Raw genomic sequence first — 14,918 nt, forward strand, 5'->3', positions numbered from 1 at the left:
TCATTCCTCATTCCTCATTCCTCATTCCTCATTCCTCATTCCTCATTCCTCATTCCTCATTCCTCATTCCTCATTCCTCATTCCATACATAAAAGATTACAACAACCTTAACCAAAAATGCTCTGTCTTAGTTTTATTTTTGAGCAAAATCAATCACAATGGCATTGTTAGGTCCTATTATTAAGACAGCATTAAATCTTCACGAGTCTATTACTTCAACTTCAAATCATGTTGAAGCGCAGCGTGAAGTATTAAAAAGTCTTTTAAAAACAGCAAAGAATACCTCATTTGGTTTGTATTATGATTTTGACGGTGTTTTAGAAAATAATGATTTAGAGCACGCTTTTGCAGAAGCTGTACCATTTTACGACTATCATAAAATGGACGAGCAATGGTGGTCGCGCATGAAAGAAGGAAAACCCAATATCGCATGGCCAGGAACTCCAAAATTTCTCGCAAGATCTAGCGGAACGACTGGAAAAAAGTCCAAAACCATTCCAGTAACCGACGAGATGATTGCAGCCATAAAAGCTGCAGGAACTAAGCAAGTTAGTGCGCTCACTAATTTTGATTTGTCCAGCGATGTTTTTGAAAGTGAGGTGCTTGCCTTAGGAAGTTCGACAGATTTAGTAGAAGAAAACGGATTTACAATTGGTGAGATCAGCGGCATATCTGCAAGTCAAATACCTGAATTTTTAGATTCATTCTACAGACCTGGAAAAGAAATATCATCCATAGATGATTGGGATGAACGCGTTCAAAGAATCGCCGAAGAAGCCAAAAATTGGGACATCGGAATGTTAAGTGGTATTCCATCATGGTTGGAAATGATGTTGAAAAAAGTGATGGATTATCATAAGGTAGATTCTATTCATGAAATCTGGCCTAATTTATCGGTTTATACATCTGGTGGTGTTGCTTTTGAGCCATATCGTACAGCATTTGAAAAACTATTTACCAAGCCAGTGCAAATTGTAGATACTTACCTAGCTAGTGAAGGTTTTATCGCATGCCAGCAACGTCCAGAAACCAGTTCTATGGAACTCATAACCGATGGTGGCATTTATTTTGAGTTTGTTCCTTTTAAACCAGAATACGTAGAGCAAGACGGAAGTATCTCATTAAATGCTCCAGTACTTTCCATGGCAGATGTTGAGGAAGAAGTAGATTATGCCTTAATCATTTCGACTGTTTCTGGTGCGTGGCGTTATCTCATAGGTGATACCATTAAGTTTACAGACGTGAAACGTGCCGAAATCAAAATTACCGGTCGTACTAAGTTTTTCTTGAACGTAGTAGGTAGCCAGTTATCGGTTCTTAAAATGAAAACTGCGATTACAGAATTACAAGAAAAATTCAATACCAGTATAAAAGAGTTTACGGTAAGTGCTAAGAAAATAGATGGAGATTTCCACCATGTCTGGTACTTAGGAACAGAAACAGAAACCTCAGAAAAAGAACTTGCTGAAGCTCTAGATCAATCCCTTCAAGAAGCCAATAAAAATTATAAAGTCGCAAGATCTAAAGCCTTAAAAGGCGTCCAAGTCCATAAAGTACAACCAGAAACTTTTTCTCAATGGAGCGATCACAATAAGAAAAAAGGTGGTCAAGTAAAAATGGAAAAAGTAATGGACGAAGAGAAATTTAAGGCTTGGGAAGAGTTTGTAAGTAGTCTGTGAGTCGGTTAGTTTTTGAGTCGGTGAGTAGTGATGGTGTTGATAACCATTTGATTCATCTACAAAACTTAATACGGTCTTCGAGTGCCTCAGACCTCGGTTAAGTAACTATATCGAGCATTGAGGTTCTCGAAATGCGGTGTTTTAAGCTATAAAAAACCTCAAATCGGTCTTTGAGTGCACATCGACAGGCTCAGTGTGACACCTCGAACCTCGCATTTTGGTTGAAACTTGAATCTAAATTACCTATATTAATCGTTCTCGTCTTTCGCTCGAACTGACATCTGTTCGAGCGTTAGGATTTTAGATTTTTCCACTCAACTCTGAACTCTGAACTTTGAACTCTGAATTTGAAAGTCTGTCTTCGAGTACCTCAGACCTCGCGCAAAAAAAGCAAAAACCTAAAAACCTAATGCGGCGCCAGTTCTTCTTTACTGGGCTTTTCGCCAGTTTCTCCATAACGATTGATTAATTCTAGAATTTCCTCTGGAGATAGGTAGAATTTGCGCATGTGCTGTTTGTATTTTTCTGACAGGCTGGTATGGTTCAAGATAAATTCTTTGGTTTTTAAAATGTATTCACCCATTCCGTGACGCACGGCATAATCGTCTGCAGCGCGTTCTACTTCTTGAATGTGTGAATGAGAGTACAAATACTTGAGTCCAAAAAATATCATTCCTACTGTGGATCTAGCGCGGTAATCCATCACATGACCTAGTTCATGGCCTAGCCAGCCTATTAATACATCATTTGGCACTTCCTTAATGGTAAAAATCTCATTTTCAACCTTAAATTCCTTACTAATCAATATAATATAACTGCGATTGTTACGTGATTTGAATAGACTTTTCCAAGTAGGCTGTGCTTGCATGAAGTTTTTACGCACCATATCGTTGAACTTGAATATGATTTCAGTGTCTTTCAAAGCAGGATAAAAAGACATCGCTTTTTCTGCTTGTTTGATAATGGAATCGGGCGCTGTAATTTTAGGATACTTCATATACAGCAATATACGAGAGTCGGCTATTTATGGTCGTGAAAATGACGTTAAAGATTAAAATTTTGTGGAGTACGCTTTCGCGAAAGCGTGACAAACACAAGCTATCGAGCCATAATAATACAAATTTGCTTTCCAAACTAACAAGTGTTAGTTTTGTGTGAACTTAACGACCTAACAACTGTGAGCAACTTCCATAACATAACTCTATCGCAAGTCTATAAAGAGACTGATGACACGACGGTAATCGCCTTTAACGTTCCACAAGAGCTCGAAGAAGAATTTAAGTACCGTCAAGGTCAATTTTTAACCTTGCGTGCGATTATTAACGGTGAAGACTTACGTCGCAGTTATTCATTGTGCAGCAGTCCGCTGGATGGTGAATGGAAAGTAGCTGTTAAAGAAATATTTGAAGGTAAGTTTTCTACTTATGTAAATCGTGAATTGAAAGTTGGCGATACGCTACAAGTCGCTGCGCCTAGCGGTGATTTTGGGATTGATTGTTATGAAGAAAATGAGGCTAAAAATTACGTAGCATTTGCTGCAGGAAGTGGAATTACTCCTATGTTGAGTATCATTAAAACACATCTAGCCAGTGAGCCAAATGCTAAATTCAAGTTATTCTACCTCAACAGAACGGTTAAATCTATTATCTTTAAGGAAGAGATTGAGGCGTTGAAAAACAAGTATTTAAGTCGTTTTGAAGTCTTCTATTTTTTAAGTCGTGAGCATAGAGATATTCCGTTATTTAATGGAAGATTTGATCAAGAAAAGTTACAAACGCTCACGCAGACTTTAATTAACGCACCGCATACGGACCACGCTTTTATTTGTGGACCTGAAGACATGATTTTCTTGATAAGAGATGAACTCGTCGCGGCAGGAATGAAAAAAGAAAACGTTCATTTTGAGCTTTTTGTAAGTGGTCTAAGTGAAGAAGATAAAGCAAGAGCCGCTGCAGCGCTAGAGAAAAAAGTAGATGGTGTGGACGTGACGATTATAGATGGAAGTAAAGAATTCCATTTTGTGCTAGGAAAGGATCACGATAATGTGCTCGATGCAGCCATTGCCGCAGGAGCAGATTTACCTTATGCCTGTAAAGGCGGCGTGTGTAGTACGTGCAAGTGTAAAATCGTAGAAGGAAGCGTAGAAATGAAAGTGAATTACGCACTGACTGATGAAGAAGTAGAAAAAGGATATAGACTTAGTTGTGTAAGCGTACCGACGAGTAAAAAGTTGGTGGTGGATTATGATGTTTAGCTATTGGCGCTTAGCACTTAGTGCTTAGAGTTTTTGATTATTTCGCTTTCGCGAAAGCGTCATTAATAAGCAAATAATAAATTAATATAAATATGAATGAGTTTAATTTTGAGAATTTAAAGATTTATCAAAAGTCATTAGATTTTATTGATGAAGCTCACAATTCTCTAACTTCATTTCCTAAACATGAAATGTATAGTTTAAACTCTCAATTTTCTAGAGCATCAAATAGTATCGCGCTTAACATCGCAGAAGGTCATGGCGATACAGATGCACAATTTAATAGGTTCTTGAAAATTGCTGAAGGTTCTATTAGAGAATGTGTAAGTTGTATTACACTTGCTTTCAGACGAGGTTATATCAATAAAGAAACGAATTTAAAGTTAAGAACTTTACTGATAGAACTAGCAAAAATGATAAGAAGTCTGAGGAATAAATTAAAATAAAAAGCTAAGCGCTAAGTGCCAAAAGCCAAGTGCTAATAATATTAATATATACGACATGAGTGAAGCAGAAATCAAGAATTTAGAAGAGCAATTTGATGCTAAAATTGCCAGAGATGAAAAGATTGAGCCAAAGGACTGGATGCCTGAGAAGTATCGTAAGACACACATCAGACAGATTTCCCAGCATGCCCATTCTGAAATTGTAGGAATGTTGCCAGAAGGTAACTGGATTACTCGTGCGCCATCGTTGCGCCGTAAAGTAGCATTGCTTGCAAAGGTTCAAGATGAGGCTGGACATGGACTTTATTTATACAGCGCTTGTGAAACTTTAGGAATCACTCGTGAGCAACTCTATGAAGATTTACATTCTGGCAAAGCAAAATATTCATCGATTTTCAATTATCCAACAATGACTTGGGCAGATATGGGCGCGATTGGATGGCTGGTAGATGGTGCTGCGATTATCAATCAGGTGCCGTTGTGTAGTACATCTTTTGGACCTTATGCTCGTGCAATGGTGCGTGTATGTAAGGAAGAAAGTTTCCACCAGCGTCAAGGATATGAGATTATGTTATCGCTTTGTAATGGAAGTGAGGAACAAAAAGAAATGGCTCAAGATGCATTGAATCGTTGGTGGTGGCCATCATTAATGATGTTAGGTCCTACAGATGCGGCGAGTACGCACACAGAACAATCCATGAAATGGAAGTTGAAACGTAAAACTAATGACGAGTTGCGCCAGCAATTTATAGACCAGACCGTTCCTCAAGCAAATCTATTAGGACTTACCATTCCAGATCCAGATTTGAAATGGAATGAAGAAACTGGAAGTTATGATTTTGGAGAGATTGATTGGGATGAGTTCTGGCAAGTTGTAAAAGGGCACGGACCTATGAATAAAAAACGTCTAGATGATAGACGTAATGCCTGGGAAAACGGAGCTTGGGTACGTGAGGCAGCAACAGCTTATGCTGCTAAGCAGAAAGCAAAGAAAGAAAAAACTGCGCAAGCAGTGTAATTATAAAGTCAAGCCGTCGAAGGACGGCTTCGCTATTTAATCAATGGAAATATGAATCAAGAAATACCACTTTGGGAAGTTTTTATAAGATCTAAAAACGGACTAGAACACAGACACTGCGGCAGCCTGCATGCCGAAGATGCTGAAATGGCAATGAATAACGCACGAGACGTTTACACTCGTAGAAATGAAGGAGTCAGCATTTGGGTAGTAGAATCTAATAACATTACAGCCAGTAGCCCTGATGATAGCGGCGAGCTTTTTGAACCTGCAAGTGATAAAGTTTATAGACATCCTACTTTTTATGAGTTGCCTGAGGAACTAAAACATATGTAAAAGCTCTGCTTTGACATATGTTTTAAACTTAAACTTAAGTTGAAATCTAAATTTAAAAATTGATGAGTAAGCCTTATGATTTAGAAGATAGATTAATCAGTTTTGCTGCTGATGGGGTTAAGGTTTTTGATAAACCTGCCAAAACATATGCATCTAAGTATTATGCTGAACAGCTCATAAGATCATCTGGCTCGGTATCATTAAATTTTAGTGAGTTTGCTGGAGCAGGAACTGAAAAGGATAAAATCAATAAACTTAGAATATCACTCAAGGAAATTAAAGAGTGTAATAATAATTTAAAGATTCAGCTTAAAGCTAATTTAGGAAATGCAAAGTCTTTAACTGGACTGCAAAACGAAGCTGAACAGATCGTAAGAATTCTAGTAGCTATTATAAACAAAAGATAAACCCTTTTAAATTTAAATTTCAGTTTAGATTTAAGTTTAAAAATCACAATATTTAATATGGATACCGTTTCAAATTTAAACTCGAATGCGATTTCAAATTCTTCAACGCCTATCAAGGAATTAAACCCGCAATTCCTTGAATCAAAGGAAAACAAACAACACCTAATCAACTACCTACTAGGAGTTGCAGATAATTACTTAATTCTCGGTCAGCGACTGGGAGAACTCTGTGGTCATGGACCTAATCTTGAGCCAGATATCGCACTTACTAATATTTCACTAGACATGTTAGGTCAAGTGCGTAGCTTTTATCAATACATCGCACAATTACGCGGTGATAAATCTACTGAAGATGATATCGCATTTTTAAGAAAAGAACGTGAGTATAAAAATGTTTTGCTAGTAGAACAACCTAATACTGATTTTGGATATGTGATTGTACGTCAGTTTTTCATTGATGTCTATAACAAGATGTTTTTAAACGCTTTACAGCAAAGTGCCGACGAAACTTTACGAGCGCTCGCTTTCAAAGGAATAAAAGAAGCTAGTTATCACGAGCGTTTTTCTGGCGACTGGTTAAAACGTCTGGGCGATGGGACTGAAGAAAGCAAACGCCGAGTTCAAGAAGCCGTAAATGACTTATGGATTTACACCGATGAACTCTTTCAAACCACTGCTGCCGATAAAGCGATGATAGAAGCTGGAGTTGCGCCAGATATGCTTCAACTACGTGACTATTATTACGAAAAAGTTGAAGAATTACTTTCTACCGCAACACTCGAAATCCCAGAAGTTGAATATTTCCAAAAAGGCGGAAAAGAAGGACTCCACAGCGAGCACATGGGTTATATTCTTGCAGATATGCAGTATATGCAGAGAACATATCCGGATAGTAAGTGGTAGAGTTAGGAAGACGAAGTTGAAATCGAAATCGAAGTCGAAATTTTTTAAATTGTAGAAAATGGGAAAAAGTGATTATGATTTAGCAGATAGGCTTGAAAATTTTGCAGCTTCAGTAATAACTCTTTATTCTAAAATGCCAAGTTCTTATGCAGCGCAATATTTAGCCCAGCAATTAATTCGATCTAGCTGCTCAACAGCATTGAATTATGGAGAGGCCTTGGGTGCTGGAACTGTTAAAGATCAAATTAATAAATTAAGAATAACTCTCAAAGAGTTGAGAGAATGTCTAAGAAATCTTAATATTCAGCAAAAAGCAAGGCTAATTGATGAAAGTAAGTTACTAGCGTTAAGGGATGAGAATGATCAATTAATTAGAATAGTAGTAACCATAATTAAAAACAAATCATAATAATTCAATTTCGACTTCGACTTCGATTTCGATTTCAAAATAACCTCTTCCTTGATCGATATTCAAAATGATTCAAAACTATAACATACCACAGGAGTTACAAAATATTCTTGAGTCAGTCAAAGATCCAGAGATTCCAGTTCTTAACGTAGTTGATCTAGGAGTCATACGAGAAGTAATCGTAGAAGGAAAAGAAATTACTATAAAACTCACACCTACTTACAGCGGTTGCCCAGCCATGGATGTAATAGGTGATGATTTAGAAAGAGCATTTGCTGCACATGGGTATACTACAAACATTCAGTTAATTATGAGTCCGCCGTGGACGACTGATTGGATTACCGAGCGTGGTCGTGAAGCGCTTGAAAAATACGGTATCGCTGCACCGCTAGAAGAAACTGCCGATAAAGATGTACTCCTCAATGATAAGAAATTGGTAAAATGTACCAACTGCGGTTCGAAGAATACTAAGTTGGTGAGCCAGTTCGGTTCTACAGCTTGTAAAGCAATGTTCCAGTGTGAGGATTGCTTAGAGCCGTTTGATTATTTTAAGTGTTTGAAGTAGAAAACATGATCTAGTTAACTAATAAAAATGCAAAATATTTTGGAATTCACGCAACCATTAACTAGTTCTTGCATCTTAAATAAAAATCAGCCTTATGAAAAATATAATTTACACATGCCTGTCTATCTTATTAATTATTTTCATTAATTCTTGCTCATCGGACGATAATGAAATAGAGAATAACCCAACTTTAGCTAAACATATTAGCTTGTTATATGATCAGTCTAATCCTTCAGTCGTTATTGATTCAACTATAAATTATTTATCAAACGGTAGAATAAGTATATCTGAGCATTATAGTGGCGCTGGGAACGTATTGATTTCAAACTATAACTATAATATTAATGGCGATTTGATATCAATTGTTACTAACGGCATAAATCCTGATCAATTTTTTGACTATAATACAAATGGTACTCTAGCTTCGGTACGTACTATTTCTCCATCTAATGGATTTGGTAATAGAAATGATTTTGTCTATTTACCGAACAGGATTGAAGTTATGTACAATTCCATTAATACAGGAGCTCCATCAACACCTATATTGGACCGCGAGTTTATTTTAAATGCAAATGGCCAGTTAATTGAACAAAAAGTGCATTTTATACAAGACTTTATTATTAGTATGAATATAAACTATAACGGAACAAATAATATAGAATCAAGAACCAATTCAAGTCTAAATTTGAACACGATGGTGACTACAACTTCAGGTAATTGGGATACCACCTACACTTCAGTTATAAATCCAGTAAATCAAATAATGGAAAACACCTATGGTGCTAATCTCAAGTCAATCTTAATGCCTATTTATTTAAGTGGATCTTTAAATTATGATTTTCCTACTAGACTATTTTCTGAGAATATCATTAGCACACATAATGTTTCATCAGGAGAGAATTGGCCTATGGACGTGGACTATAGTCTAGACTCTAATGGTAATGTAGATGAAGTAAGTTATACTACCACAGGTGGCACATGGTTATATGTAATAAAGGATAAGTTTTTCTACCAATAAGCTGATTAGATGACAATAACAAGTACTAAAATAATTTACAAGGAATACTTTTGGTGACTAATAATTTTTTAACTTATAAAGTTCAACTGCTTGTAAAGTAATGTTTCAATGTGAGGATTGTCTAGAGCCGTTTGATTATTTTAAGTGTTTGAAATAAGTCTTTATTATTGCTTATAGAATTTAAGCACACTATTCTCGCCTCCTGATTTAATATTTAAAAAATATAATCCTGGTTTAATGTTGTTCAAGATAATCTTGCTGTCATTGATTACTCCAGTAGATAATTCCTTACCATCAAGAGCATATATTCTGAAGGTTCCATTGGCAATGTCCTTTAAATAAATAGTGTTGCCTTCTAGTGGATTAGGATAAAAAGAAATCTGTTGAACATCATTTATTGATGCCGGTGCATTAAAAGTTGTAGTCCAGTATTCAGTAATCACGGGAAGATTGTAATCAAAATAAATACCAGCACTTGCTCCTATAACATCTCCTACTGCATAACCAGGCAGTGGTTTAATTCTGTATCGTATAAAGCCATGACTACCGTTTTCGTCTAATGATTCTGCTGTTAACTGTATGTCATCAAAGAACCAATCCAGTTCATTGCCATTATTTATGGAATAAGTATAATTATGACTGGCAGTAATCATCTCAAAGGTTGACATATCCAGCTTGTTATTTAAAGTAGATAAAATACGTACAAACTGCGCACTTGCGGTTCCTAAATTTTGAAATCTTATAGTGTATTCTAAGTAATCACTATTAGAAAAAGTGTTGATAGGAATGTTAGGACCACGTGCTTCAGTCATATCATTTGGATCATAGGATCCTACCACGTCAACATTAAAGTTTGCCACATTGTTATTGGAATTATTGTCTAAAGAACTAGGCGTAATCATCGCAGTATGTGTAAATGTATCACCTATTTGTATACCTGTAGTAGGTGTAGTCATAATAACTGTATAACGTTCAATTGCAAAATTTGAAAGATTGTATGACATGCTAAAACCGGTACTGGTAAGAGTAGCAGTTCCATTTGCAATTAGGTCAACACCATTAACATCTTCAATTGTGATGATACTTGCATTAGGGTCATTTGTGAAATCTACCATTCCTGTTGCAGCTCCATTTAATACATTATATATGACTAGTGAAACCTTGCTATCAAAACCTGGATTAGGCGATATAATGTTAGTTAAATTTACACCAGCGTCTCTATTGCTAGCTGAAACCTCTGTTACTGCAAATTCTAGATCTGTTGTCACACCAGCAGTTGTGGTGATGTCATCAAAGTTAGAAGTGTTTATTGTAAAAAAATTAGAGTGCTGGAATAAATTAGCATTAACGTCATTCAATTGTATTCCAGGATTAAGGTCAGATTTTAAAACAGGAACACCATTTCCGTTAAAAATGGTGGTACTCGTAGTAGGGTCATTATCTGCTATAAACTCAAATTTTATAAAAGGCATTTGAGATTCACTGGCTTCTCTAGTACCATTTGCATTTTCATCCAGAAATGCAGTAGCTTTCATAAGCCCAAAATTGGTGCTACCATCACTATAACCATTTCTGTATTCAAATTGATGTGCCAATGTTAGTGCTAATTGAAAAGGTGAAGTCCCATCTACTAACTGGTAATTAGAAATACCAGTAGGAAAAGAATTCTGATCAATTACTGCTATAAAATCATCAGTGAATGTGCCTAATGAAAAAGGGTCTATGTACCACCATCCTGTTTCATTGGTAATCACTTGAATAGTAAGCCCATCAGAGTTAACAGCATTAATAACAGCACCTGGGATAATGGTATCCACATTAGGAGTGTAAGCTGAGTCTAAATCAACATCCACATAAATAACTCCATAACTTTGAGGTGTACTTATAAAATAGGTGGACACACCATCGGGTATTCTATTTCCTTGCGCATCAAGCCCATCTGATTGCTCTGTAATAGTTACGCCATTCATAGCTCCAGTTACCGTTGCTTGTGTAGATCCTAGAATGGACGCGTTACCAGAGATTGCTTTTCTGCCAGTCGCTGTCGCCGTTGCTCCAGGAGCGAGAGTTGAAGGACTCAAAGTGAAACTTGTTGTAACAGCATCGGGATGAGTAATTACCAGATTGCTGATCGTGTTTTGAGAAATATTTGTTACCGTGTAGGTCAGGTCCGTATAGCCACCTTTAGGACCATATCCTGCATCAAGTTGAAACTCAAGATCATTTTGTGCAATAGAGAAAAATGAAATAAATAGTGCAAAAATGGAAATTACAGTTCTCATAACTTAAAAGTTTGTATAAAAGTAAGAATTTTATATGCTATTTTAAATTTTAAATCTTTTAATTGAATGGGATAGGATGGTGGATCTCGCTTTCGCGAAAGCGTAACAAACATTATCTTTATAAATTAAAATCATTTATGTCAGATTCTATCCTACTGCAAGTCGATAACGGCGTTGCAACTATAACTCTTAATAGACCACAAGTATTCAATTCCTTTAATCGCGAGATGGCATTTGCAATGCAAGATGCGTTAGATCATTGTGCTGCAAATGATGCCGTGAGATCTGTCTTAATAATAGGTGAAGGAAAAGCATTTTGTGCAGGACAGGATATCCAAGAAATCACAAATCCGGATTTAAATCCAGGATTTAAAGCCATTCTAGATGATCATTATAATCCCATAGTTTTAAAAATTAGAAATTTGGAAAAGCCTGTAGTAGCCGCTGTAAATGGAGTCGCTGCTGGAGCTGGTGCAAATATTGCCATATGTTGTGATGTAGTTATTGCTACAAAAAGTGCTGCTTTCATTCAAGCATTTTCTAAAATAGGATTAATTCCAGATAGTGCTGGAACGTTCTTTTTACCTCGATTAATCGGTTTTGGAAAAGCTAGCGCAGCTATGATGCTAGCAGATAAAATTACAGCCGCCGAAGCTGACCAAATGGGTATGATCTACAAAGCAGTTCCCGATGAAGATTTTCTTGCAACAGCTCAAAAAACAGCACAAAAATTAGCTGATTTACCAACAGTAGCGCTTGCTAATACTAAGAAAGCACTCAATCAATCATTCTACAATACGGTAGAAGAACAACTAGCTCTAGAATCAAAGCTACAAATAGAAAGTGCCGCTACAGAAGATTATGCTGAAGGTGTTGCGAGTTTTATGGAAAAACGTAAGCCGAATTTCAAGGGCAAATAGAGAATATCGAATATCGATTAAAGAATATTGAATAGCGAAATATGGAAATTAAGAAAGTCTCGATTATAGGCGCAGGAACAATGGGAAGTGGAATTGCTCAAGTAGCTGCCACGGCTGGTTGTCAAGTAAAGTTGTTTGATGTGAATCAGGAGCAATTGGACAAAGCTCAGGCTGCTCTTGAAAAGATAATGAATCGGTTGATTGAGAAAGGTCGTATTGATACAGCCGAGAAAGACCGAATTCAAGGTAATATTTCTTATGTAAATGCTATCAAAGATTTAGCTGACTCTGATTTGACTATTGAGGCGATTATTGAGAATCTGGATATCAAGAAAAAGGTATTTCAAGAACTAGAATCTTGTGTTTCTAAAGACTGTATTATTGCTTCAAATACTTCAAGTTTGAGTATAGCCAGTATAGCCGCATCACTTGATAAACCAGAACGTTGCATAGGAATTCATTTTTTCAATCCGGCTCCGTTGATGAAGCTCGTTGAGGTGATTCCGGCAGTGCAAACGGCTCAAAATGTAACAGACACTTGTGTAGCGACTATAGAAAACTGGAAAAAAGTAGTTGCGGTGGCAAAGGATACTCCTGGATTTATAGTGAATCGTGTGGCACGTCCTTTTTACAGTGAATCGCTGCGTATTTATGAAGAAGGAATGGCAAGTTTTGCCACTATAGATTATGCTTTGAAAGGATTGGGTTTCAAGATGGGACCATTTGAGTTGATGGATTATATAGGCCATGATGTGAATTATGTGGTGACCGAGACTGTTTTTGCAGCATTTTATTTTGATCCTCGATACAAACCATCTTTGACTCAAAAACGACTGATGGAAGCTGGTTGGTTAGGTCGTAAATCAGGACGTGGTTTTTATGATTATGTGAATGTTGATAGTGAACACGCTTTCGCGAAAGCGGACCCAGTAAAATCTCCTGAACTCATAAAAGAAATTCAAGATCGAGTACTTGTAATGTTGATCAATGAAGCTGCTGACGCTCTGTTTTTAAACATATCAACAGCTCAAGGAATAGACAGCGCGATGACCAAAGGTGTGAATTACCCTAAAGGATTGCTCGCCTGGGCAAACGAAAAAGGAATCGACTGGTGCGTGAATCAACTGGACGCGATGTATGATTTATACCGAGAAGATCGCTATAGATGTTCGCCAATATTGCGTAAAATGAACGCTGCCGGAACTCAATTCTCATTCTAATGAGATATGTAGCACTATTGCGAGGCGTTAATGTGAGCGGTAAGAATAAATTACCTATGGCATTGTTACGCGATGCACTTGGGAAAACTCCTTTTTATGGAGTCACTACTTATATACAAACGGGAAATATAGTTTTTAATACAGATCTAGAAACATCGCAATGTGAGCAAATCATAGGTGATTTGTTGAAATCAGAATTTGACTTAGATGTGCCAGTTATTGTTAAAAAGCAAGATGCGATTAAGGATATCTTAAAAGCAAATCCGTTCAAGACTAGAACTATAGAGGATTCAAAGTTTATGAGTTTTGGTTTTTTAAGTGAAATTCCTGTTGCAGAGAAAGTAACTTCTATTGATGGATTCTCAAATGATGTCGAGACTTTTAGGATTATAGATGATGTGATTTACTTCTATTGTGGTGTTGGTTTTGGCAAGACTAAAATGACCAACGTCTTTTTTGAAAAGAAACTTGATGTTACATCAACGATGAGAAACTACAATACAACTTTGAAACTTACAGAACTTTAAAAGATGATAGACGGAAAAGATATCCCAGCAAAAATGCTCTCACTAGATCCTTATTCTACTTGGTTGGGAATTGAGATTCTATCTGTTGAAATAGGCCATGTGAAATTAGGAATGACCATTAGACCAGAAATGCTCAACAGCATGGGCAATGCTCATGGAGGAATTACCTATGCGCTGGCAGATACTGCTTTTGGCTTTTCATCAAACACACACGGTAAGTTTGCCGTATCCATAGAAACAAGTATCAACCACATAGAAGCACTAGAAGAAGGCGATTACATCACTGCAGAATGTACACTAGACAAAACCAAAACTAAAGTAGGTTTCAACATCGTTGAGGTGAAGAAAGGCGATGAGCTTGTTGCGCTTTTTAAAGGAGTGGTTTATAGGACTAATAAGGATTGGGAATGATACAGAAGATGAGTAGATTTGATGATTAGAAGATTAGTTAACTTATTTTTGAATGATGAGTAGTGAATATCATTTTGCCTTTGAAAATCTTGATGTTTATTCAAAATCAATTGATTTTGGAGAGCATATTCAGAAACAAATAAAGCTATTTCCCAAAGAGGAACTTTATTCATTATCAAGTCAATATAGACGAGCGGCAGACTCCATAGCTTTAAATATTGCTGAAGGTTATCCTGGTAGTGACGCTCAATTTATTAAACATTTAAACATCGCCATTTACAGCGCTAATGAATGTGTTGTTTGTAGTACAAAAGCTGAAAGAAGAAATTATATCACTAAACAAGAAAACGAAGAAAACCGAAAATTAATTACGGAATTAACTAAAATGCTATCCTCATTAAGGAAGTATGTGAGAAATAGAAGTTTTTAAATAGAAATTTTTATTTTCCACTAATCCACTAATCCACTAATCCACTAATCCACTAATCCACTAATCCACTAATCCACTAATCCACTAATCCAC

Annotated in this window: 17 protein-coding genes and 1 pseudogene; 16 read left to right on the forward strand and 2 right to left on the reverse strand. The window is 36.5% G+C overall.

Annotated elements, in window-relative coordinates; all coding sequences use genetic code 11:
- Positions 1–158 precede the first annotated feature (158 nt).
- On the forward strand, positions 159–1,679 hold the full coding sequence (locus ACSHWW_RS13775) for a GH3 family domain-containing protein (protein ID WP_435683049.1): 1,521 nt from the start codon (positions 159–161) through the stop codon (positions 1,677–1,679).
- A 406-nt stretch (positions 1,680–2,085) separates the two neighbouring features.
- Here ACSHWW_RS13775 and ACSHWW_RS13780 read toward each other — a convergent pair whose 3' ends face one another.
- The gene (locus ACSHWW_RS13780) at positions 2,086–2,676 is read right to left on the reverse strand and encodes a hypothetical protein (RefSeq protein WP_435683050.1); all 591 of its coding nucleotides are present in this window, start codon (positions 2,674–2,676) and stop codon (positions 2,086–2,088) included.
- Positions 2,677–2,856: 180 nt separating this feature from the next.
- On the opposite strand from ACSHWW_RS13780, the gene paaE reads away from it, so the two are divergent.
- The 10 genes and pseudogenes from paaE to ACSHWW_RS13830 all read left to right on the forward strand — a co-directional run.
- Positions 2,857–3,933 carry a 1,2-phenylacetyl-CoA epoxidase subunit PaaE gene (paaE, locus tag ACSHWW_RS13785; RefSeq protein WP_435683064.1) on the forward strand — a complete coding sequence of 359 codons (1,077 nt, stop codon included), beginning with the start codon at positions 2,857–2,859 and terminating at the stop codon, positions 3,931–3,933.
- A 92-nt stretch (positions 3,934–4,025) separates the two neighbouring features.
- Positions 4,026–4,379, forward strand: a complete 354-nt coding sequence (locus ACSHWW_RS13790) for a four helix bundle protein (protein WP_435683051.1) — start codon at positions 4,026–4,028, stop codon at positions 4,377–4,379.
- 55 nt (positions 4,380–4,434) lie between these two features.
- On the forward strand, positions 4,435–5,397 hold the full coding sequence (paaA, locus tag ACSHWW_RS13795) for a 1,2-phenylacetyl-CoA epoxidase subunit PaaA (protein ID WP_435683052.1): 963 nt from the start codon (positions 4,435–4,437) through the stop codon (positions 5,395–5,397).
- Positions 5,398–5,448: 51 nt separating this feature from the next.
- Complete coding sequence (gene paaB, locus ACSHWW_RS13800; protein ID WP_435683053.1) at positions 5,449–5,733, forward strand: 1,2-phenylacetyl-CoA epoxidase subunit PaaB; 285 nt, start codon at positions 5,449–5,451, stop codon at positions 5,731–5,733.
- Between the two features lie 62 nt (positions 5,734–5,795).
- Positions 5,796–6,140, forward strand: coding sequence for a four helix bundle protein (locus ACSHWW_RS13805; protein WP_435683054.1), 345 nt, complete (start codon positions 5,796–5,798; stop codon positions 6,138–6,140).
- Between the two features lie 57 nt (positions 6,141–6,197).
- Entirely contained in the window at positions 6,198–7,043 is an 846-nt protein-coding gene (paaC, locus tag ACSHWW_RS13810) for a 1,2-phenylacetyl-CoA epoxidase subunit PaaC (RefSeq protein WP_435683055.1), read from the forward strand.
- Between the two features lie 58 nt (positions 7,044–7,101).
- Positions 7,102–7,452, forward strand: a complete 351-nt coding sequence (locus ACSHWW_RS13815; protein WP_435683056.1) for a four helix bundle protein — start codon at positions 7,102–7,104, stop codon at positions 7,450–7,452.
- A gap of 67 nt (positions 7,453–7,519) precedes the next feature.
- Positions 7,520–8,017 carry a 1,2-phenylacetyl-CoA epoxidase subunit PaaD gene (paaD, locus tag ACSHWW_RS13820; RefSeq protein ID WP_435683057.1) on the forward strand — a complete coding sequence of 166 codons (498 nt, stop codon included), beginning with the start codon at positions 7,520–7,522 and terminating at the stop codon, positions 8,015–8,017.
- Positions 8,018–8,111: 94 nt separating this feature from the next.
- Positions 8,112–9,035, forward strand: coding sequence for a hypothetical protein (locus tag ACSHWW_RS13825; protein ID WP_435683058.1), 924 nt, complete (start codon positions 8,112–8,114; stop codon positions 9,033–9,035).
- A gap of 82 nt (positions 9,036–9,117) precedes the next feature.
- Positions 9,118–9,192 (forward strand): annotated as a pseudogene (locus ACSHWW_RS13830) (PaaD-like zinc ribbon domain-containing protein); the annotation flags it as partial.
- Positions 9,193–9,199: 7 nt separating this feature from the next.
- Here the strand turns inward: ACSHWW_RS13830 and ACSHWW_RS13835 are convergent.
- On the reverse strand, positions 9,200–11,317 hold the full coding sequence (locus tag ACSHWW_RS13835; RefSeq protein WP_435683059.1) for a T9SS type A sorting domain-containing protein: 2,118 nt from the start codon (positions 11,315–11,317) through the stop codon (positions 9,200–9,202).
- Between the two features lie 137 nt (positions 11,318–11,454).
- Here ACSHWW_RS13835 and ACSHWW_RS13840 point away from each other — a divergent pair, with 137 nt between their 5' ends.
- Genes ACSHWW_RS13840 through ACSHWW_RS13860 form a run of 5 tightly spaced genes read left to right on the forward strand, consistent with a single transcriptional unit; the run spans position 11,455 to position 14,825 of the window.
- Positions 11,455–12,237, forward strand: a complete 783-nt coding sequence (locus ACSHWW_RS13840) for an enoyl-CoA hydratase-related protein (RefSeq protein WP_435683065.1) — start codon at positions 11,455–11,457, stop codon at positions 12,235–12,237.
- A gap of 41 nt (positions 12,238–12,278) precedes the next feature.
- Positions 12,279–13,457, forward strand: a complete 1,179-nt coding sequence (locus ACSHWW_RS13845; RefSeq protein ID WP_435683060.1) for a 3-hydroxyacyl-CoA dehydrogenase NAD-binding domain-containing protein — start codon at positions 12,279–12,281, stop codon at positions 13,455–13,457.
- Positions 13,457–13,984, forward strand: a complete 528-nt coding sequence (locus ACSHWW_RS13850) for a DUF1697 domain-containing protein (protein ID WP_435683061.1) — start codon at positions 13,457–13,459, stop codon at positions 13,982–13,984. The genes ACSHWW_RS13845 and ACSHWW_RS13850 overlap by 1 nt, the downstream gene beginning before the upstream one ends.
- 3 nt (positions 13,985–13,987) lie before the next feature.
- The gene (locus ACSHWW_RS13855; RefSeq protein ID WP_435683062.1) at positions 13,988–14,395 is read left to right on the forward strand and encodes a PaaI family thioesterase; all 408 of its coding nucleotides are present in this window, start codon (positions 13,988–13,990) and stop codon (positions 14,393–14,395) included.
- A gap of 52 nt (positions 14,396–14,447) precedes the next feature.
- Complete coding sequence (locus ACSHWW_RS13860; RefSeq protein ID WP_435683063.1) at positions 14,448–14,825, forward strand: four helix bundle protein; 378 nt, start codon at positions 14,448–14,450, stop codon at positions 14,823–14,825.
- The last annotated feature ends 93 nt before the right edge of the window (positions 14,826–14,918 follow it).

Source organism: Nonlabens sp. (assembly GCF_051251825.1).
GTDB lineage: Bacteria > Bacteroidota > Bacteroidia > Flavobacteriales > Flavobacteriaceae > Nonlabens.